This window comes from Bacillus massilinigeriensis, assembly GCF_900117315.1.
In the GTDB taxonomy this organism is placed as follows: domain Bacteria; phylum Bacillota; class Bacilli; order Bacillales; family Cytobacillaceae; genus Bacillus_BE; species Bacillus_BE massilionigeriensis.
Genome location: NZ_LT630337.1, coordinates 2,422,975 through 2,441,681 on the forward strand (window position 1 = coordinate 2,422,975; position 18,707 = coordinate 2,441,681).

Consider the following 18,707-nt stretch of genomic DNA (forward strand, 5'->3'; position numbering starts at 1 on the left):
CCAAAATTGGCCCTTTTTCATATATGTGGCAAAAAAATTGTTAAAAAGTTCTGAAGATAAAACGTTTATTCGCGAAATTATTATATTTATTCGCGAATTCCGAGATTTATTCGCGAAAACCAAATATTTATTCGCGAAAAATGAAATTTATTCGCGAACCCTAATTTTATTCGCGAAAGGCTGTGGTTATTCGCGATTTTTCACTTTTATTCGCGAAAGGCTGTGGTTATTCGCGCTTTTTCACTTTTATTCGCAAATATTTTCAGCTAAACAACACGCCACCCACTGCATATTTTCGATTAACATTCGCTTACGTGGAATATTTTCTGCTTACCCCTACCCGCCGCAAACCACTTCATATTTTCCCTATCGCTATTATTACCTATCTCCACGAAGCCCTCCAACCCTTCATAAGATTCTCAAATACTAAGATTCACCTAATCCCAAGTCTTACTTTTTCCACTTACACAGATATTCACAAAAATGCCGTCCAATTTAACAAAAAACCTTGAAGGAAATGAAATGAATTCATCTCCCCAAGGTTTCAATTCAAAACTAAACTTAAGTTAACTCCGTTTTCATCGTCTCACGACCGAAGAAGGCTACGGCTAATACCCCTATCACAATACTTACACAGAAGATTGCAAAAATGATACCGATGGAAATGCCACGCCCTACGAGGGAGCCGACAAGTAGTGGTCCAAGGATGCCACCTACCCTACCAATTGCAGCGGCCATACCTGCTCCAGTTCCACGAATCACTGCAGGATACTGCTCTGGTGTATAGGCGTATAATGCACCCCAAGCACCGAGGTTGAAAAACGATAAAAGTATACCAGAGCCGATAAGAATGGCTGTTGTTTCTGCATGTCCAAAAACAAGAGCTGATACTGCAGTTCCTAATAAGTATACAATAAGAACAAATTTTCGACCTACCCTTTCAATTAGCCATGCTGCAGTAAAATAGCCAGGTAATTGTGCAAGCGTCATAATTAGAACATACTCAAAGCTTTGGATCATACTAAATCCCTTCATAACCATCACACTTGGTAACCAAAGGAACATGCCATAGTATGAGAAAACAACGGTAAACCAAACGACCCATAAAACAAAAGTTGAGCGAGAGTACTTTTTTGACCATACTTCTGTAATATTTTGAATCATTGTGCGCTTCTCCCCTTGTTTTGGCGAGAATGCAGGCGAATCTGGCAGTTTTAGTCTCAAGTAAAGGGCATAAAGCGCTGGAAGGGCACTAAGAATAAGGGCAATTCTCCATCCAAATGATGGAATGACAAAATATGAAATAATTGCAGAAAGCAACCAACCTACTGCCCAAAAACTTTCTAACAGAACAACAATTCTCCCACGGTCATTAGCAGGGACACTCTCTGAAACTAAAGTCGATGCAACGGGTAACTCTCCTCCAAGTCCCATTCCAATAATAAAACGTAAAACGAGGAAAATCCCTAGTGATGTTGTGAGCGCGGAAATTCCACTAGCTAGTGAAAACATGAGCAATGTAATGACAAAAACATGCTTCCTTCCGATACGATCTGCCCATATTCCGAATAAAAATGCACCGACTGCCATTCCTATCGAATTCACACTGCCTATCCATCCCATCTCTGAAGGAGTTAAATTCCATTCTGTCTTTAATGCTGCTATAATAAAGGATAGCATTCCCACGTCCATCGCATCGAACATCCATCCGAACCCGGCGATTCCAAGCATTTTTCTTTGCGAAAATTGTTTACCAGTCAAACTGATACCTCCTTTTCTCAATCGTCTAATGTCTTTACATCTGTCTTTACTTGTTTACTATAGACGTATCCCTATTAAAACTCAAGAAAAATATATTTATTTTTTGGTATTTATTCTAAATGGAGGAACCGTAAAATTGAAAAGAATTCTTCTTATTATTCTATTCCTGTTAGTTTTATATACCTCATGGCCATTAATTGAAAAGCAAATCAATCATTCAGATTACGCTCAGGATTATCAAACAATGAAGTCTGAGATAAACACCTTGATAGAGGATGCAAATCTGTCATCAGCAATCGAAACCATATCCCATTCCATTAGAGAAGTAATTCGCAAATTAGATGTTCCAATTGAAAATTTGGGAAAAGATGGCGATCAGCCCTTAAAGACAGTCGAAAAACCCAACTTAGAAACACCTGATCAACATGTATTTTCCATTCATAACATAGAGCTTGGGGATTCAAACCTTGAGGTAGAAGAAGAAGTGGGGAAAGCAAAAAGAACCTCTTCTAATGAATACGGAACAAAATGGTATACGTATCATCAAGACTATCAAAACTTCATGATGGTTTCACTTGATGAAAACGGAAAAGTAAATGGTTTGTTCACAAATCAAGACTTGATCTCCTCTTCTACTGGAATTAAACTCGGAACCTCCAAAAATAGCGTTAATAAAAATTTAGGCCAGCCAATTACTAAGATACGGAAAGGATTAACCTATTATCAAATAGATGGGAAACAAGAATATGACACGTACTTGTTGGATGGAAGCTATATAACCATTTTTTATGACCAACACCAAAATAATACGGTCGACGCCATCCAAATCATCAAGGAAGAACTTGAAATGAATAAGGAAGGGTTTTATGGAAAAGCAACTAGCAAATTAAGAGAAGGTCTTGAGCTTCAGCTTTTTGACTTAACCAATGCGGCACGAGTCAAGCACGGTTTAAAGGCACTCACCTGGGATGATCAAGTAAAAGAAACTGCTAGAGACCATAGCAAGGATATGTCTGTAAACAATTATTTTAGCCATACGAATTTAGAAGGAGAATCACCTTTTGATCGAATGGAGGAGGATCAAATCCGATATACTCTTGCAGGGGAGAATCTAGCATACGGCCAATTTAGCAGCATCTTTGCCCATGAAGGACTCATGAACTCTCTTGGTCATCGGAAAAATATTTTACAAAAAGATTTTCGGTATTTAGGAGTAGGCGTTGCTTTTAATAAAGAATCAATTCCTTATTACACTGAAAACTTTTATACCAAATAATTTTTTAGGAAAAATGAAAAAAGCGTCCAAAGCTGGACGCTTCTAACATATATCTCAAACTTTTATGTCGCGCCGCCCTAAACGTAACGCCATAAATAGTTTAAGTCTCCCCCTGAATGAACCTTGGAATAACAGGTGTATGGTATACACTTGTTACTTCCCCCCATCTTGCAATTGTTAACAAACAAATTTGATTTTCTTAGTTAACGAATTGATAAAGTGCGAAACCCCATCTTCCTTATTAGAAAGGGTTACCTCATCGCAGCAATTTTTTATTTCTTGATGAGCATTCCCCATCGCAGCGCTTCTTCCCACAATTTTAAACATAGATAAATCATTTTCGCTGTCACCAATTGCAGCGGTATGTATGAGATCTATGTTTAGCTTCTTGGCAAGCAATTTTAATGCTTTCCCCTTTGAAACATTCCGATGTTGTATTTCAAAATTATTAATATGAGATTTTACAGCAGATAAACTATTGTATTGTTTGAATTTTTCCAAACCTTTAGATAACTTCTCTTTATCAAAAGAGTACGCAAGAATATTGAAAATGTCAATACTTTCACCTAAAAGTTCTTTGTGAGATTCAATGAAGGAAAATCCTGTTTGACTATATTGCATTTGTGCAGCATTCTCCATCTCTACTAAACTGATTTCTGGATTAGCCTGGTGAACTTGCTCCATCTCAAAGGCTAATTGCTGAGGTCCATTCTTTGGAGAATATATGAATTCATTACTAGATACTTCATAATAGTAATTTTCTGTTTCAAGCCATTCCAAAATATCAATCGCCTCTTGATGGTTGATTGAAACAGAATGATACAACTCTCCATTAGGTTGATGTATCGTAGCTCCATTTGCACTAATAATCCAAGTTTTGAAATCGGTATCTTTTAATATAGCTTCAACATCAAAATGAGCCCGACCTGTTGCAACAACTATTTCAATTCCTTGTGCTTGTGCATTTTTAATTGCATCTAAATTCCTTTTGCTAATCTTTTTATCTTCATTCAATAATGTACCGTCTAAATCTACAGCAATTAGTTTTACCACATGATTCATCTCCTAATCTCAGGTGTTAGCTACTATTAACTCAACATTGTATTTTATCAACAGGTCCATGAATTCATTTGAAGGTTCTCTATCTGTTATTAAGATATCTATCTCAGAAAGGCCAGCAAAACGAAAGTAGCCTGTATTTTCAAACTTTGTATGATCAGCTAGAACAAATACTTGTTTGGCTTGTTGTATTATTTTTCTTTTAACTACCCCGTCCTCTTCATGGGCAATGGTTAATCCTTTTTCAGAAATGCCAACAACCCCTATAAAGGCTTTATCTACATTGTACTGGGAAAGAGTTTCCACAACGGTTGAACCATATAGAAAACGATGCTCCTTTTCTAAAATCCCACCTAAAAGATGAATATTCACCTGAGGATTAGCGGATAATACTTCAGCCTGATTAATAGAATTTGTCAGAACAGTACAATCCATGTTTTTGATTTGTTCCGCACAGGCTTGGACTGTAGTTGAGGCATCCAAAATGACCCGATCGCCCTCAGAAATTAAAGAAGCAGCTTTTTTCCCTATAATTTTCTTTTCATTTGAAACGAATTTAAGACGGTTGGTGTAGTTCTTTATTTCTATTTTACTTTGTGGAAGAATTGCTCCTCCACGTGTACGTACTATAGCTTTATTTTCTTCAAGCTTAACAAGGTCTCTTCTAGCTGTATCTCGTGATACATTTAGAAGCGAACAAATCTGTTCAACAGATATTCTTTGACTCTCCTTTAAATACTCTAATATGGCTAGTAACCTTTCCTCTTGATACAACAATCTCACCCATCCGGATGCCAAATACCATTTCCTGGATGGTGCCTGGCACCTATTTTTAAGTAATTCCAATTACTTTTAAGTTTATGTAAGTAATTATAATGATTATTCGAATGGTTTTCAACATGTTTATGTTGTTTAATTAGATTTTTTTTGCTTTTTTCTTAAAATTTGATTGACAGTAGGAAAATTCGACCATATATTGGTATTATTATAAGTTTGCATGCGAACCTAATGGTGATGATAGGAGCATTTTTTATGGAATTAAGTCAAAGTCCCGGATTTTTAATCAATAAATTGGCTCATATGATGCAAGTCGAACTTGAGCATCGTTTAAGTAGTTATGAGGTAACATCGTCCCAGTGGGCAGTATTAGCCTTGTTGTGGAAAAAGGAAGGCCTCTCACAGGTAGAGATTCAGCAAAGGTTACGTTTGGAAAAAGCTACAGTTACAGGTCTTATCCAAAGAATGTCCCGCTCCGGGTTAGTATTCAAGAGAACAGATAAGGCCGATAAACGCATTCACCGGATCTTTTTAACTGAAAAAGGGAAAAGCTTAGAGGAACAACTCATTCCCCAAGCAAAATGGGTTAATGAGGCTACATTGAATGGGTTCTCTTCAGAACAAAAGGAGACTTTAATGAAGTTGATTTCAATGGCGATTCGTAATCTGGAAGGAATCGGATAACCTACTTCTTATGTAATTTTGAGGTGCCTGGAAGGTGCCAGGCACCTTCCAATTATTTCCTGTATCCACCGCTATGTCCGTGGTGATAGCCTTGACCTGGATAAAAACTACTGTGTCCATGATGATAGCCTTGTCCTGGAAAATATCCTCCATGTCCGTGGTGATAACCATGACCTGGAAAATATCCCCCATGTCCGTGGTGATAGCCTTGACCTGGATAGAATCCTCCATGTCCATGGTGGTAGCCTTGACCTGGAAAATATCCTCCCTGTCCATGTTGAAAGCCGCCGTAACTTGGATATTGTCTTTCCATTCCCTTCGCCTCCTTGAATGATTTCACAATAGTGTATGTCTCAAATTCAAGGAGGTTTAGATTCTTACCTATTTATAGAAATTGTTTTTGGCCAAGCAAGTTCCCAATTTCCATTATCCCTCTTTATAACTGGGCACCTATGCTCTCTAATTGTTCTGAAGGAAAAATACTTTTCCCTTTTTGTGAATTTTGGGCAATTTGATACATCGCTTTAGCAACCGTAAGACCTTTAATGGCTCGAAATTTTCTAAGTGGTCCCTGAAAAAGAAATGATATTCCTCCAAAGGCGACCCCTGCTAATTGTTCACCCAATCTAAATTCGTCTCTTTTTCCTAATAAAAGAGATGGTCTTATGATTGATATAGACTCGAGTGGGATCTTTGACAATTTTTGCTCTAGTTTCCCTTTCATTTTAGGGTACCATAAAGAGGAATTTGGATTTGCATTCATAGAGCTAACGATTAGAAAATGCTTCGCTTCTTTTTCATAAGCCAATTTCGCCATATGTAAGGGATATTCAACATCGACCTTGTACATTGCTTCTTTTGTTTTTGCTTTTTTTATCGTAGTTCCTAAACAGCAGAATACGTCATCCACAGCAAAATAATCCGCAAAGAGTTCAAGCTGATTAAAATCCACCTCTACTTCTTTAAGCCTTGGGTGCGTCATATGAGTAGTTCTTCTGACAATAGCTATTACCTGTTTGTATTCTGAACCATTTAAAAGGAGCTGAAGCAACTCTTTTCCAATCAATCCAGTTGAACCCGCAATCAATGCTGTTTTTCCATTCATAATTAATACTTCCTTTCATAAAGGCGCCAGGCACCATCCAAATATTGGATGGTGCCTGTCACCTCATGTTAAATTCTCTTTATACGCCTTCTGAATGCAATTGCTAAAAAAATGGCTCCTACCGTAAGACCAAATGTCATCCCCATTTGGAAAACAGTCATTAATGATTGGATATCCAAGATAAACGAAATAAAACCAATGAAGCAAAAAACACTAGTTATGTAGAACGAAACTCTTATCGCGAAATTGAGTCCCTTTCCCTTATAGATCATTCCAAGAAAAAAAGTAGATAGGCCTAAGAACAAGCTCCAAGCTAAGATATTCATAGCAAAGGAAAATGACAATGGATTAAACTGTACAAAATTCTCTAAATCACTAGTTACTCCAGCATTTAATTTTAATCTCACAATACTAAATTGCACAAAATAGTTTAAGCAAGCTAAAATCATAAATCCAATTCCAAAAATGTTACTTAATCTGCTATAGATTTTCTGATTTGTTTCTACACTTTCGTGAATGCTGCTTAACATCACCATGTAAAAAATGGTTGAGATAAAAGCGAATAATTGACTAAAAGTATAAAGGTCAATAAAATTCCCATCAACCAGACTGATAAACTGCTCCAAGTGATCATATTTCGGAATCATATAATTACTAATTAAAATTCCCATGCTAATCCCGTACAATATCCCTGTTAGAGTAAATAGGATTGAACTCCAATAGCCTATTACGTACAGATGATTATTAGAACCCTTTTTCAATCTCTCACCCCCCGATATGGTGTATTGTACCATATTCGCTAGGAAAGAGGTTCTATTTGTTGTTCTGAAGGTGGGCTAATTCACCTATATCCGATTCCTCCCAACCTTTGCAAACATCCACCCATTCAATGGCAGAAGAATATTGAAATAATTCTTCAATGGTCAATTTAATGGCGGAATTTGTACTACCACATGCTGGATAAACCGTATCAAATCTTTTTAAAGAAACATCCAAATAAACAGCCAGTTCATTCTTTAATCCAAACGGACAAACCCCACCGATTGCATGTCCAGTTTGCTCAAGAACCTCATCTGGTGACAGCATTCTGGCCTTAAAACCAAAGGTTTGACGGAATTTTTTATTATCTATTTTTGCATCTCCTGCAGCCACAACTAAAATCGCTTGGTCAATCTCTCCTCTAAATGAGAGTGTTTTAGCAATTCGATGAGGAATAACCCCAATAGTTGCAGCGGCTTGATCAACCGTTGCGCTTGATGATTCAAATTCCATCACATCATTTTCTCTGTTCCATTTCTTAAAATGGTTTTTAACACTTTCTAACGACATCTTTTACATCCTTTCCCAATCGGTTTTATGTAGTATGATACCATAGTTTTCTGAAAAAACAAAAAATCTTTGAAACTATGTTCATTGGACATACTTAAGGATGTGAGGATATCTACAAATGAACGGAGGAAGTAAGCATGACGAATGAAAATGAAATTTCCTTACAAGAAAAAGTGGAAAAGGCTTTTCAAAATACATGCGGTTCCTGGGAAAACTGTACGCAGTCAACTATTCAGTCATTCTTACAGGAATGCTTTGAAAATAATATAGATCCACAATTCTGTATGAGTTGGGTGGAAAAGCATAGTGGACAAATTCCAGAATGGTCAGAGGTATCCATGGTTTCCTTGGACTGGATGAATCAGCATACCTCATCCTAGGTGCCAGGCACCATCCAAAAAATGGATGGTGCCTGGCACCTATACCCGAACCTCTCTAGCCACAAACTTTACGCGCTGAATATAAATCAGCCTTAATGATAAGCCTATCCCCGCGGCAAGTAATCCTATAGTTAGTCCAATCCAGTAACCCCTTGCCCCTAAATCGAGGTAATGTGAAAGGAGGTATCCTACTGGAAGGCAAATAATCCAATAGGCAAATAAAGTCATGACAAAAGCGATATTCACATCTTTATACCCTCTTAAAGCAGCCTGAGCTGTAACCTGAATTGCATCAGATATATGGAAAAACAAAGCATAAATTAAAAAATGCGCAGTTAAATTTATAACGGCAGCCTCATTTGAATAAAAGCTTGCCACCTCATGACGGAACAAAACGATAAATCCACCAGCAAAAAGAGCAATAAAAACCGAAAGATAAACTCCAAGCCAGCTATAAGATTTCGCATCTCGATAGCGTCCTGCCCCCACTTCATATCCAACGAGAACCGTCTGCGCCATGGAAACACTGAGAGGAATCATATAAAGAAACGAAACAATATTCAGGGCAGATTGATAAGAAGCTATTGTTTCTACACTATATTTACTTATCAATAGCGTGACAACAGCAAACATACTCGTCTCAAAAAATGCGGAAAGACCCATAGGAACGCCTATTTTCAAAATTTCCTTACATGGTTCGAAAGAAAATCTCCTTAAGTTAGCAAATACTTGATATTTAGAAAATGGCTTCTGCTTATGAATAACGTACACAATCATTCCAGTAATAACCCAATAGGTTACAGAAGTAGCAAATCCAGCTCCTCCCCCACCTAATTCAGGGAACCCAAGTTTTCCAAAAATCAATACATAATTTAAAAATAGATTAATAGGTAACGATAAAAGTAAAATGACCATGACAACACGCGTTTTACCTAACCCGTAAATAAAGGATCTTAATACATTAAAAATAAATAAAGGAATAATCCCAAAACCAAGTCCTACTAAATACTCATGTGCTGTTTCTTCAACTCTCACATCAAGGTTCATATACCCCAAAATAGAATTCAAAAATATGGCCCCACAAGCAATAACTAGAATAGCTATCAAGATTGCTAATAAAATTCCATGAGTAACAGCAATAGTCACTTCTCTCTTCTTTCTTTCTCCATATCGTTGAGCCACAATCGGAGATACGGCCAAAAGTATGCCACTTAAACCAGTAAAAACGGGATTCCAAATCGATGCCCCTATGGCCACTCCTGCCAGGTCAGCAGAATTATATTTACCCGACATGATTGTATTAAAAAAGACCATTGAAAACATCCCAAGCTGCGTAACTAAAATCGGAAGTAACAAAATAATGATCTGATTAATTCTTTCTTTTAACGTAAAGGTCTGATTCATGATGACGGCTCCTTGAATATTTGATATTGTAAGAATTGGTATTTTTTAAAAAAGGTTATAATAGATGAAGCTTATTTTGCCCTTATAATAATATTTGATTTTTTCATTATAACAAAAAATTCCGGCTATACTTTTTACACTTTGGTAAACTAAAATAACAATATGTAATTTTTTTAGAATGAATTGACAGGAGCAATTATAGAAATCAACCCAGTATTCATTCGTTAAACCCATCAAATTAGTAATAGTACCACGAAAAAAGGAGGATGACTAGTTGGAAAGAGTAAATACTCTGTTTCGAAGAAGAATTGATTTTCCAGAAAATGAAGAGATTATTTTTGAAATGCTTAATACGATACTGGAAAAAACCGCCCTCTCCATCCCATTTGAGAACCTATGTATCTTTGAGAATGAAAAAAGGGAAATCAATAAAAGGAATCTGATCGATAAGCTTTTTTATAAGAACCAAGGTGGACTTTGCTATGAATTAAATACAATGCTTTATTACTTTTTGCAAGAAAATGGGTTTGATGTATCCCTCATCCGAGGAATTGTCTACAATCATTCAACGAATAGCTATCCAGTTTCCGGGAGAACTCACATAACCATTCTCTTAAATCATCAAGATAACGAATATATTGTTGATACTGGATTTGGTGGGAATCTTCCTCTGAAGCCTGTTCCATTAAATGGGGAGATCGTCAATTCTTTTAATGGAGAATTTCGAATTAAAAAGGTAGAAAGCGAGTATGGAGACCACGTTTTAGAGATGAAATTGAGGCATAAAGATACAGACTGGAAGATAGGATATGCCTTCCAAGCTAGCCGTCCCTTAAATGATTTACAAGAAGTGAATGAGGTCCAACAAATAATCCACGACCATCCACATTCTCCTTTTAATAAAAACCCCTTAGTAACTCGCCTGACAAAAGGAGGCAACATTACCTTAACTGATACCTCTATTACACATTGGCACGATGGAAAAATGGAGAAAAAGGAAATTCATCGAAATGATTTTAATAACTTAGTGAGTCAGTATTTTCAATATGGACTTCTTGAAAGGGATTAGCCTGATAAAAGCGAGGTTAGATGGCACCCTCGCTTTTATTATTACCATTCAATTCATAGTAACGGACATCTACGACTTTATTTCAGCCATTTTTCTTTCCAAGTCTTTTCAATCTCTTCAGGTGGAAGTGGGTGGCTAAAAAAATAACCTTGTCCAATCACATCAAACCGTGTTAAATAATCCTTTTCAATTTGTGTTTCAATTCCTTCAATCACGACTTGAGCATTAATACTTTTCCCCACACTTATAATGGCAGCTAGGATAGATTTCATTCGCTGATTTCTCATCACATTTTCTAAAAGGGATTTATCAATCTTAAGAGAGTCTATTTCCACTTCTCTTACGACATTTAAGGAGGAATAGCCTGCACCAAAATCATCGATAGCAATTTTTACCCCTAGTTTCTTCAATTCATTAATGATAACTGCAGCGTCTTTAATATGTAACATGACGCTTTCTGTAATCTCAATTTCAAAATAATTTGGATTAATTCCTTCCTCTTCAATAATCTTCTTCACATTTAATGCAAAATCTGCTTCTTTAAATTGTCTACCCGATGCATTGACGCAGATGATCACATTTGACAAACCTATAGATTCCCATTTTTTCATTTGGCGACATGCCTCTCTAATCACCCATTCTCCTATTGGTATGATCAAACCCATTTCCTCTGCAATGGGAATGAATTCAACTGGAGAAACGTTTCCAAAGTCTGTTTTCCACCGAAGAAGAGCTTCAAAGCCAACAAGCTTCCCAGTTTGAATGGCTATTTTGGGCTGATAAACCAAACTAAATTCATCCTGATCGAGAGCCTTTTGAAGAGCATACCTTAATTGATGTATTCTAGATATCTTTTCATCCAACTCTTCTGAAAAAAATTGATAATTGTTTTTCCCTTTTTCTTTTGCAGAATACAAGGCTAAATCTGCTTGTTTAATAATTGTTTCAATATCACTAGCACATTTGGACGTGAATAAACTAATTCCAATACTTAGGGTTACCGTAATCTCATGGTCATGAAGAATAATTGGCTGGTTCATTTTTTCTAAAATGTGTTCAGCAATATAACGAGTTTCCTCCTTAGTTACATTTTCTAAAATGATGATAAATTCATCCCCACCAATCCTTGCTATTTTATCATTCATTCGAAGGGACTCTCTCATTCGACTGGTCACAAGTTTTAAAAAGAAATCACCTGCATTATGTCCTAAAGTATCATTAATCGCTTTAAAATCATCAAAATCAATTGTTAGTACCGCAAAGTTCTGATTCTTATCACCTGATTTTTCAATTAAGGATTTCAATTCCTTATAGAACCAGTGGCGGTTAGGGACACCTGTTAGTTGATCCGTATAGGCTAAATCCCTAATTCTTCTTTGATGACGCTTTTTTTCAGTTATATCTCTTGCAATCAAAAAGGAGCCCTTTAATTCGCCACGTATTTTTATTGGGATGGTGCTAATATCCATAAAAATAGGAGCTCCATACTTATTTATTATTTTTTGTTCAACCCGAATGGCTTTTCCTCCAAACACTTCTTCAGATCTTTCAATTACCTTTTCTAAATCATCAGCAACAAGAGAAAGGAAGGATTTAGCTCTTAGCTCATCCTTTGTGAATCCAGTAACACTCTTCGCCTTAATATTTGCATCGATAAAGTTTCCTCGCTCATCCAACTCAAGGACAGAATCTAAATTATGTTCAAATAAGGAACGATATTTTTCCTCCTTTTCCTCAAGTAATCGTGTTGCTTCTTTTTCTTTTGTTACATCCGTAGCTATCCCGTACACTCCGATTACTTTATCGCCTAACTCAATTGGGACATTTGTTATTTTGACGTGGAGCCTTTTTCTGCTTTTATTTACTAAAACAATTTCGTAAAATTGGGGCTCCCCTCTGAAAGCCCTTTGAAAATATTGATTTGTAACTTCCTTATAATCCTCATCAATCACATCGTGAAATGTCATCTTTGAAAGGTCTGCTTTTGAGTAACCTAACATTTCGAATAAAGCATGATTGACGCTCGTTAATCTTCCTTCTTTGTCTAAAGAATAAACACCATTTGGATTATGAGTAAATAAAGACTGATAACGCTGCTGGCTCTCCTCTAATTTCTTTCTTAACAGGTTTTCTTTCGAAACTAAATGATAAAGACGCTCAACACTCTCTTTTTCCACTATGGTACTAGGTATTGAAAGTTTTTTCGTTAAAAGGATTGAGCTTATGGTAGAAATAATTCCGATTATTGTAGCGAGGATTAGTAGAAATGAATTTTGTAATTCAAATGACATCTTTGAACTCCTTAATAAACTTTTGGATATAGTGATTATGCCCTAATGTATTGGTAAAAATGTCTTGAGGCCCGCTATTTCCACAAAAAAGAGAGCTATTTTGGCTAGCTCTCAATCAAAGTTCATTCTATTCTTGTTCTTTTTGATTAGGTATGACACAATTCCCATCCGCATCACAAATGGTACCCTCTGCTCCAGCTCCGGACAAATCTTCAAAAATCGGCTTAGGATTTTCTTCCTCCCACACCTTTTGTAGGGCATTTGCAAAGGTTTCAGTTGGCTGTGCTCCTGAAATTGCGTATTTTTGGTTAATGATAAAAAATGGTACGCCTGTGATTTGATATTGTTGGGCAATGGATTCATCAATTCGAACATCATTTGCATAGGCTATTTCATCCTCTAATGTTGCAATGACCTCCTCACGATTCATGCCAGCTGATTCAGCAATATCTGCCAAGACTTTATGATCGCCAAGATTAACGGATTGTGTAAAATATCCAAATAATAATTTTTCCGTCACTTCTTTTTCTTTTCCTTTTTCCTTGGCAAGCTTTGCTAAACGATGAGCATCAAAGGTATTGGTTGGCTTCATTGTTTCAAAGTTAAAGGTTAGACCAACACTTGCAGCTTGACGCCCAATATTTTCATTGGCCTCTTTCGCTTGTTCAATACTCATACGATATTTTTCTGCTAATGCCTCATGAATGGATTTCCCACTATACTTAGGGGAGTACGGATCCAGTTCAAAGCTTTTAAATTCAATCTCAACAGATTCTTTATGAGGAAACTGGGAAAGGGCCAATTCTAACCGGCGCTTCCCAATATAACAAAACGGACATACAAAATCGGACCAAACTTCAATTTTCAATTCAAATCACCTCTTTAAGAGCATTAACCCCATGATACCATACACAGAAACAAAAACCTTGATCAAATGCTCGCGAAATTGTATAAATGAGTTTAGTGTATGGATAGGTTACGTCTTAGGCAATCTTCATCACTTTACCAAAGGGCGCCTTCGGAACGAATTCTGTTGGAACTAACCAACATACCTCATAGTCAATCTGTAATTCATCATGTATAAAGCCTGTTAAGTCCGTAATATAAAAGAGGGAATCAATTTCTTCCTCTTCTCCCCATTCCAAAACTAGAGTATAGGATGACTTTCCATGAGTGTAATATTTAAGTTGCTTGGATTCCGTAATCGGGGTTACAGATCTTATTTTGAAATCAGCTTCAATTAATATCGTGCTCGGACTCAATTCTTTAAAAAATTTCACAATGTCAGCGATTAAATTTATATTTGTTTCATTAGTTGAAGTATCCACTGCAAGAGCGATTTTCTTCCCTTTTCTTTCCTGAACCATCTTTAAAAGATTTTTATGCCATTTCAACCTCATCATCCCCCTAACTTTTAAGTCACAAAAGTTATTATGCTCCATATGACCTTTTGTTCATGTAAGAAAGTCTTCTGAGGAGGGAAATTTGTAAAGATTATTTATTACCATTGCATAAACGTTGATTTTCCATTTCCTGTACTTAATTATTCTCTTCATTTAATAAAAAAATTTGATTGGTATTAGCAACTTTTGAAAGAACTACTACTTGTATAAATTAGTTCTGAATGAAATTCAAAATATATTCGAAATTAAATATTAATAATTACCAATTTACATTGTACGATTGGTCGATTGTCAAAAGAGAAATCGAATTTTTCATCCACCTATTTATATAAATTATTTCATACATTTGATATTATTTAACTAAGGACTACCAAGTTAAATTATTAAATATCGAGGTGGACTTTATGTCAACATGGCTTGTTGCAGTGATTATGATATTCTCCATTCCAATTATTGCTATAATAACTGATCATCTTCAAGCACAGTCTAAACTCAAACATCAAATCATTAAGGATCAATTAGAGCTGGAGAAGCTAAAACAAGAAAACTATCTTATTGAAACTGAAAAGATGAGACTCGAGCTAGAAAAGATGACCCAAGACTCTCCAAAGGATAAGATATAATTAATATAGTTGCTTATCTATAGTTGCTTATCTTTCAGTTCTTTAAAAATTGTGATAGATGAGATATTTTCTATATTTTATCTAATCCTCTCATATTAATTATTTCGCGATATCTCAGGATACTCGCGATTTATTTTTCTTACTCATAAAAAAGAAGAGAGCCATTCCATAGAATAGACCCTCCACTTAATCTTCTATATGGAAAAAAGATTCCTATACTTTCTCAATTGCGTCCTTTGCAAGCTGGATTATGGTCATATCATCCATAGGTGGATTATGAAGACCTGCTCTAACATCACGGTAATAGCGTTGAAGTGGACTTCTCTGAGAAAGGCTACTAGCACCTACTGTTCTCATAGCGAGATCTACAACTTTAATGGCATTATTTGTAACAACCATTTTAACAGCCCCTAATTGTGGACTCATCAGTTGTCTTTCCGCTTCTGACGACTCATCCCACTGCCTGGCAACCGAGTAAAGGAATGAGCGCGATACAAGAAGCTCCTTTTCCATTTCTCCAATCTTTTGCTGTACATTTGGCAAATCGATTATGAACCCTTTGATGCTATTTGGAGAATACCTCTTGGCAAACTGAATACTGTAATTTTGTGCAGCCTGTGCGATACCTAAATAACAGGCAGGAATATGCAGAAGCCATCCACTTGCCTGCATGTTTCCTGGTTGAATGGTTTCTACAAGATATTTGAGCTCTATTTCAACATCTTTTAATACTAAATCATGACTCCCCGTTCCGGTCATCGCAATACTGTCCCAAGTTTCTTCGATTTCTAATCCCCTGGTATCACGCGGAATTAAAAAGCTACCACAGGTTTCGCTATCTTTAATGGAAGCACTAACAAGAAAATAATCTAAAATAGGTGCCATAGTTGTAAAGACCTTACGTCCATTAATGACCCATCTATCTCCTCTTTTTTCCGCAGTTGTTTGTGGTCTCCCTCCCCTAGTTGGACTCCCAGTTGCCCGCTCAGAAGCTGCACTATTTGTTAATGCTCCTTTTTTAACCTCTTCACAAAACCAATGAAATAAGGTCTCTTCCCAAGGTTGTTTTTCTCCTAAGTTTTTTATGATCCCTAAATGCCAACCGATTGATAAGGCCGTGGCCCCATCTCCTATTGCGATTTGCTCTTGAAGCTGCACAAACTCTAATAGTGAGATTTCCTTACCGCCATACTTCTTCGGTACGGTTAAAGCGGTATATCCAGAATCAATCAGCTCCATCATATTTTCGAATGGGAAGCCTTTCTCTTCATCTATTTTTGCTGCTCTTTCAAAAAAATTCGTTGACAAGACCTTCATGATTGCTAAGCGTTCTGCCATTGTAGCTGTATCCTGAAAATTCATTTAATCACACCTTATGATTTCTTTTTAACCGATTATTATTTTATTAATATTATTATCAGTGAAAGAAGGATTTTGTTCAATCATTGATTTAACGTGTTTTCATTTTTAGCATAGGTTTGAAGTGGAAGGCGGCAATCACAACTTAGAAAAATATCGAAAATAGAAAAAAGTGGCTGACCTAAAAGCCATTCTTTTAGGGGCAGCCACTTTTCATACCGCTTTTACACGTAAGTGATTCCGATAACTTGGTTGCTCTTTCCCTAGATAGGAGGATAGAGAACCTTCATATACAAGTTCTAATTGTGGTGACTCCTTTATATCATTAGGTGTCACTAGAGATAAAGGCTTGTTTTTGACTAGTCTGATACCACTTTCTTCAAGAACAGATGCGACAAATTGGGAACAGAAGTAGGCGTTTTTACGCTCAAATTCCATATTTAGCATAACCGCTACTAACCCAATAAGGTTATAACGATAATGATGCTTATGTTTGTCCATTTCATCGATAATTCTATTTATTTCCTGAAATTGCTGATCTGTGAGGGAACAGCAATAGATCGCACATTTTGCCTTCTCAAATAAACCTTTTCTAGTGTTTTCTCTAACAAAGCCGCCAATAAATGGGTTTCTCTGTTTTTTCCTTCCGAAGCTATATACTTCTTGTAACTGTTCATCAAATGCAATGGAAGCATGATTCAAAGGTTTCTTTGTATATAATTTAATCATTCTAGTAAATATTGTCCCCGTGTCAGTGAGTAAAATATATACTTTCCGTTTCATCCAAATATCCTCCTACTAAAACATGTTTCTATTTTCGTCTGAAAGTAATTACTTCAACTTTTATCCTCAATCTCATCATACAGGGATAAAAAAAAAGGATAAACAATCCAGAGTTTTATTTTCACTTAAGACCTAAGTCTTAGAATTGATGCAACCTAAGGATCATTGAAATAGTGAAAGGCATATTTTAACTTATGACGGGAATTATATCAATATCGGTTACAATCATCTTTTTCACCTGTATAATACTATGATTGATAGGACTTAACAATGGAATATATTTTAATAGATTGATAAAAATTTATAAAATTCCATAAATATTCATTTTTACACAAATCAATTTCCACTTCTTGTATAATCAGATATATGGGATTTTTTTTAGAAAGGAGAAATATTTATGACAAATTTTGCTGCACTTGTAGTTAATAAACTTGAGGATGAATTTAAAGTTGAGGTTCAACATAAAACAATTGATGACTTACCTGATGGAGAGGTTTTCATTCGTGTTCACTATTCTGGTGTGAATTATAAGGATAGTCTTGCCGCCATTCCAAATGGAAATATTGTCCGTACATATCCTTTTATTCCGGGGATTGATTTATCGGGAGTTGTGGTCTCTTCTAGTGATCCACGTTTCAAAGAGGGGGATGAGGTGCTTGCTACCAGCTATGAAATTGGTGTTTCCCATTTTGGGGGCTATAGTGAGTATGCTCGCATCCCAGCTAATTGGGTCGTACCTCTTCCTAAAGGACTAACATTGAAGGAAGCGATGGTTATTGGAACTGCTGGTTTTACAGCGGCCATGTCGGTTCAAGCCCTTGAGGATAATCAAGTTACTCCTGATATAGGTCGGGTACTTGTCACTGGGGCAACTGGAGGAGTAGGTAGCTTTGCTGTATCTATCCTATCCAATCTGGGATTTCAAGTAGAAGCTAGTACAGGAAAAGAAACTGAACATGAGTACTTAAAGAATCTTGGTGCAGCTTCAGTTATTTCCAGAGAGGAAGTATATGACGGGAAAATCAGAGCTCTTGGAAAGCAAAAATGGGCTGCAGCTGTTGACCCGGTTGGAGGTGAGCCGCTCGCTTCCTTACTTAGCCAAATTCAGTACGGAGGTTCAGTTGCAGCCAGTGGATTAACAGCAGGTACCAATTTACCAACATCTGTCTTTCCATTTATTCTTAGAGGGGTTAATTTACTTGGAATTGACTCTGTTTATTGTCCGATGGATAAGCGTTTAAACATTTGGGACAGACTTGCAACCGACTATAAGCCTGATCATCTTGAAAAGCTCATTCAACAAGAAATTACCCTGGAACAGTTACCTGAAGTACTCCCAACCCTTCTTAAGGGTCAAGCTCGTGGAAGAACAATTGTAAGACTATAATCAGACCACTCTAATAG

The 18,707-nt window shown here is 36.4% G+C and carries 19 protein-coding genes; 6 read left to right on the top strand and 13 right to left on the bottom strand.

The features are described from left to right. Positions 1-561 precede the first annotated feature (561 nt). The gene (locus BQ6100_RS12040) at positions 562-1,731 is read right to left on the bottom strand and encodes an MFS transporter (protein ID WP_075983551.1); all 1,170 of its coding nucleotides are present in this window, start codon (positions 1,729-1,731) and stop codon (positions 562-564) included. 166 nt (positions 1,732-1,897) lie between these two features. On the opposite strand from BQ6100_RS12040, the gene BQ6100_RS12045 reads away from it, so the two are divergent. Then, positions 1,898-3,037, top strand: a complete 1,140-nt coding sequence (locus BQ6100_RS12045; RefSeq protein ID WP_173719846.1) for a CAP domain-containing protein — start codon at positions 1,898-1,900, stop codon at positions 3,035-3,037. A 177-nt stretch (positions 3,038-3,214) separates the two neighbouring features. Here the strand turns inward: BQ6100_RS12045 and BQ6100_RS12050 are convergent, their stop codons facing one another. After that, the gene (locus BQ6100_RS12050) at positions 3,215-4,090 is read right to left on the bottom strand and encodes a Cof-type HAD-IIB family hydrolase (protein ID WP_235816521.1); all 876 of its coding nucleotides are present in this window, start codon (positions 4,088-4,090) and stop codon (positions 3,215-3,217) included. A gap of 18 nt (positions 4,091-4,108) precedes the next feature. After that, positions 4,109-4,870 (bottom strand): DeoR/GlpR family DNA-binding transcription regulator, encoded by a 762-nt coding sequence (locus BQ6100_RS12055; protein ID WP_075981849.1) that lies wholly within the window; start codon positions 4,868-4,870, stop codon positions 4,109-4,111. Between the two features lie 258 nt (positions 4,871-5,128). Here BQ6100_RS12055 and BQ6100_RS12060 point away from each other — a divergent pair, with 258 nt between their 5' ends. Further along, positions 5,129-5,557: a MarR family winged helix-turn-helix transcriptional regulator gene (locus BQ6100_RS12060; RefSeq protein ID WP_075981850.1), complete on the top strand. Its 429-nt coding sequence runs from the start codon at positions 5,129-5,131 to the stop codon at positions 5,555-5,557. Between the two features lie 52 nt (positions 5,558-5,609). Here the strand turns inward: BQ6100_RS12060 and BQ6100_RS12065 are convergent, their stop codons facing one another. The 4 genes from BQ6100_RS12065 to BQ6100_RS12080 all read right to left on the bottom strand — a co-directional run bounded on the left by BQ6100_RS12065 (position 5,610) and on the right by BQ6100_RS12080 (position 7,991). Further along, positions 5,610-5,870, bottom strand: a complete 261-nt coding sequence (locus BQ6100_RS12065) for a hypothetical protein (protein ID WP_075981851.1) — start codon at positions 5,868-5,870, stop codon at positions 5,610-5,612. A 123-nt stretch (positions 5,871-5,993) separates the two neighbouring features. Continuing rightward, positions 5,994-6,662: an NAD-dependent epimerase/dehydratase family protein gene (locus BQ6100_RS12070; protein WP_075981852.1), complete on the bottom strand. Its 669-nt coding sequence runs from the start codon at positions 6,660-6,662 to the stop codon at positions 5,994-5,996. A gap of 68 nt (positions 6,663-6,730) precedes the next feature. After that, positions 6,731-7,423 (bottom strand): hypothetical protein, encoded by a 693-nt coding sequence (locus BQ6100_RS12075; RefSeq protein WP_075981853.1) that lies wholly within the window; start codon positions 7,421-7,423, stop codon positions 6,731-6,733. A 52-nt stretch (positions 7,424-7,475) separates the two neighbouring features. Then, complete coding sequence (locus tag BQ6100_RS12080; RefSeq protein ID WP_075981854.1) at positions 7,476-7,991, bottom strand: YbaK/EbsC family protein; 516 nt, start codon at positions 7,989-7,991, stop codon at positions 7,476-7,478. Positions 7,992-8,128: 137 nt separating this feature from the next. On the opposite strand from BQ6100_RS12080, the gene BQ6100_RS12085 reads away from it, so the two are divergent. Then, positions 8,129-8,371 carry a hypothetical protein gene (locus BQ6100_RS12085; RefSeq protein WP_075981855.1) on the top strand — a complete coding sequence of 81 codons (243 nt, stop codon included), beginning with the start codon at positions 8,129-8,131 and terminating at the stop codon, positions 8,369-8,371. Positions 8,372-8,410: 39 nt separating this feature from the next. On the opposite strand, the gene BQ6100_RS12090 is transcribed toward BQ6100_RS12085, so the two are convergent. Continuing rightward, entirely contained in the window at positions 8,411-9,775 is a 1,365-nt protein-coding gene (locus BQ6100_RS12090; RefSeq protein WP_075981856.1) for an MATE family efflux transporter, read from the bottom strand. 274 nt (positions 9,776-10,049) lie between these two features. Between BQ6100_RS12090 and BQ6100_RS12095 the strand changes: the two genes are divergently transcribed. Continuing rightward, a complete protein-coding gene (locus BQ6100_RS12095) occupies positions 10,050-10,844 on the top strand; it encodes an arylamine N-acetyltransferase family protein (protein ID WP_075981857.1) in 795 nt (264 codons plus the stop codon). Positions 10,845-10,921: 77 nt separating this feature from the next. Here BQ6100_RS12095 and BQ6100_RS12100 read toward each other — a convergent pair whose 3' ends face one another. From BQ6100_RS12100 to BQ6100_RS12110, 3 genes are all read right to left on the bottom strand, one after another. Further along, a complete protein-coding gene (locus BQ6100_RS12100) occupies positions 10,922-13,135 on the bottom strand; it encodes an EAL domain-containing protein (protein ID WP_075981858.1) in 2,214 nt (737 codons plus the stop codon). Between the two features lie 127 nt (positions 13,136-13,262). Then, positions 13,263-14,003: a DsbA family oxidoreductase gene (locus BQ6100_RS12105; protein WP_075981859.1), complete on the bottom strand. Its 741-nt coding sequence runs from the start codon at positions 14,001-14,003 to the stop codon at positions 13,263-13,265. Positions 14,004-14,118: 115 nt separating this feature from the next. Next, complete coding sequence (locus BQ6100_RS12110; RefSeq protein WP_315970034.1) at positions 14,119-14,535, bottom strand: VWA-like domain-containing protein; 417 nt, start codon at positions 14,533-14,535, stop codon at positions 14,119-14,121. 407 nt (positions 14,536-14,942) lie between these two features. Between BQ6100_RS12110 and BQ6100_RS12115 the strand changes: the two genes are divergently transcribed. Next, positions 14,943-15,161: a hypothetical protein gene (locus tag BQ6100_RS12115; RefSeq protein WP_075981861.1), complete on the top strand. Its 219-nt coding sequence runs from the start codon at positions 14,943-14,945 to the stop codon at positions 15,159-15,161. A gap of 213 nt (positions 15,162-15,374) precedes the next feature. Here the strand turns inward: BQ6100_RS12115 and BQ6100_RS12120 are convergent, their stop codons facing one another. Then, positions 15,375-16,523 (bottom strand): acyl-CoA dehydrogenase family protein, encoded by a 1,149-nt coding sequence (locus tag BQ6100_RS12120; RefSeq protein WP_075981862.1) that lies wholly within the window; start codon positions 16,521-16,523, stop codon positions 15,375-15,377. Positions 16,524-16,733: 210 nt separating this feature from the next. Next, complete coding sequence (locus tag BQ6100_RS12125) at positions 16,734-17,303, bottom strand: hypothetical protein (protein WP_075981863.1); 570 nt, start codon at positions 17,301-17,303, stop codon at positions 16,734-16,736. Positions 17,304-17,700: 397 nt separating this feature from the next. Here BQ6100_RS12125 and BQ6100_RS12130 point away from each other — a divergent pair, with 397 nt between their 5' ends. Continuing rightward, on the top strand, positions 17,701-18,690 hold the full coding sequence (locus BQ6100_RS12130; protein ID WP_075981864.1) for an NADPH:quinone oxidoreductase family protein: 990 nt from the start codon (positions 17,701-17,703) through the stop codon (positions 18,688-18,690). The last annotated feature ends 17 nt before the right edge of the window (positions 18,691-18,707 follow it).

Bases quoted from the DNA above. Each gene is read 5' to 3' on its own strand.
- BQ6100_RS12040 (WP_075983551.1), bottom strand. From the start codon at position 1,731: ATGCTTGGAATCGCCGGGTTCGGATGGATGTTCGATGCGATGGACGTG.
- BQ6100_RS12060 (WP_075981850.1), top strand. From the start codon at position 5,129: ATGGAATTAAGTCAAAGTCCCGGATTTTTAATCAATAAATTGGCTCAT.
- BQ6100_RS12065 (WP_075981851.1), bottom strand. From the start codon at position 5,870: ATGGAAAGACAATATCCAAGTTACGGCGGCTTTCAACATGGACAGGGA.
- BQ6100_RS12070 (WP_075981852.1), bottom strand. From the start codon at position 6,662: ATGAATGGAAAAACAGCATTGATTGCGGGTTCAACTGGATTGATTGGA.
- BQ6100_RS12080 (WP_075981854.1), bottom strand. From the start codon at position 7,991: ATGTCGTTAGAAAGTGTTAAAAACCATTTTAAGAAATGGAACAGAGAA.
- BQ6100_RS12085 (WP_075981855.1), top strand. From the start codon at position 8,129: ATGACGAATGAAAATGAAATTTCCTTACAAGAAAAAGTGGAAAAGGCT.
- BQ6100_RS12090 (WP_075981856.1), bottom strand. From the start codon at position 9,775: ATGAATCAGACCTTTACGTTAAAAGAAAGAATTAATCAGATCATTATT.
- BQ6100_RS12100 (WP_075981858.1), bottom strand. From the start codon at position 13,135: ATGTCATTTGAATTACAAAATTCATTTCTACTAATCCTCGCTACAATA.
- BQ6100_RS12110 (WP_315970034.1), bottom strand. From the start codon at position 14,535: ATGAGGTTGAAATGGCATAAAAATCTTTTAAAGATGGTTCAGGAAAGA.
- BQ6100_RS12115 (WP_075981861.1), top strand. From the start codon at position 14,943: ATGTCAACATGGCTTGTTGCAGTGATTATGATATTCTCCATTCCAATT.
- BQ6100_RS12120 (WP_075981862.1), bottom strand. From the start codon at position 16,523: ATGAATTTTCAGGATACAGCTACAATGGCAGAACGCTTAGCAATCATG.
- BQ6100_RS12125 (WP_075981863.1), bottom strand. From the start codon at position 17,303: ATGAAACGGAAAGTATATATTTTACTCACTGACACGGGGACAATATTT.
- BQ6100_RS12130 (WP_075981864.1), top strand. From the start codon at position 17,701: ATGACAAATTTTGCTGCACTTGTAGTTAATAAACTTGAGGATGAATTT.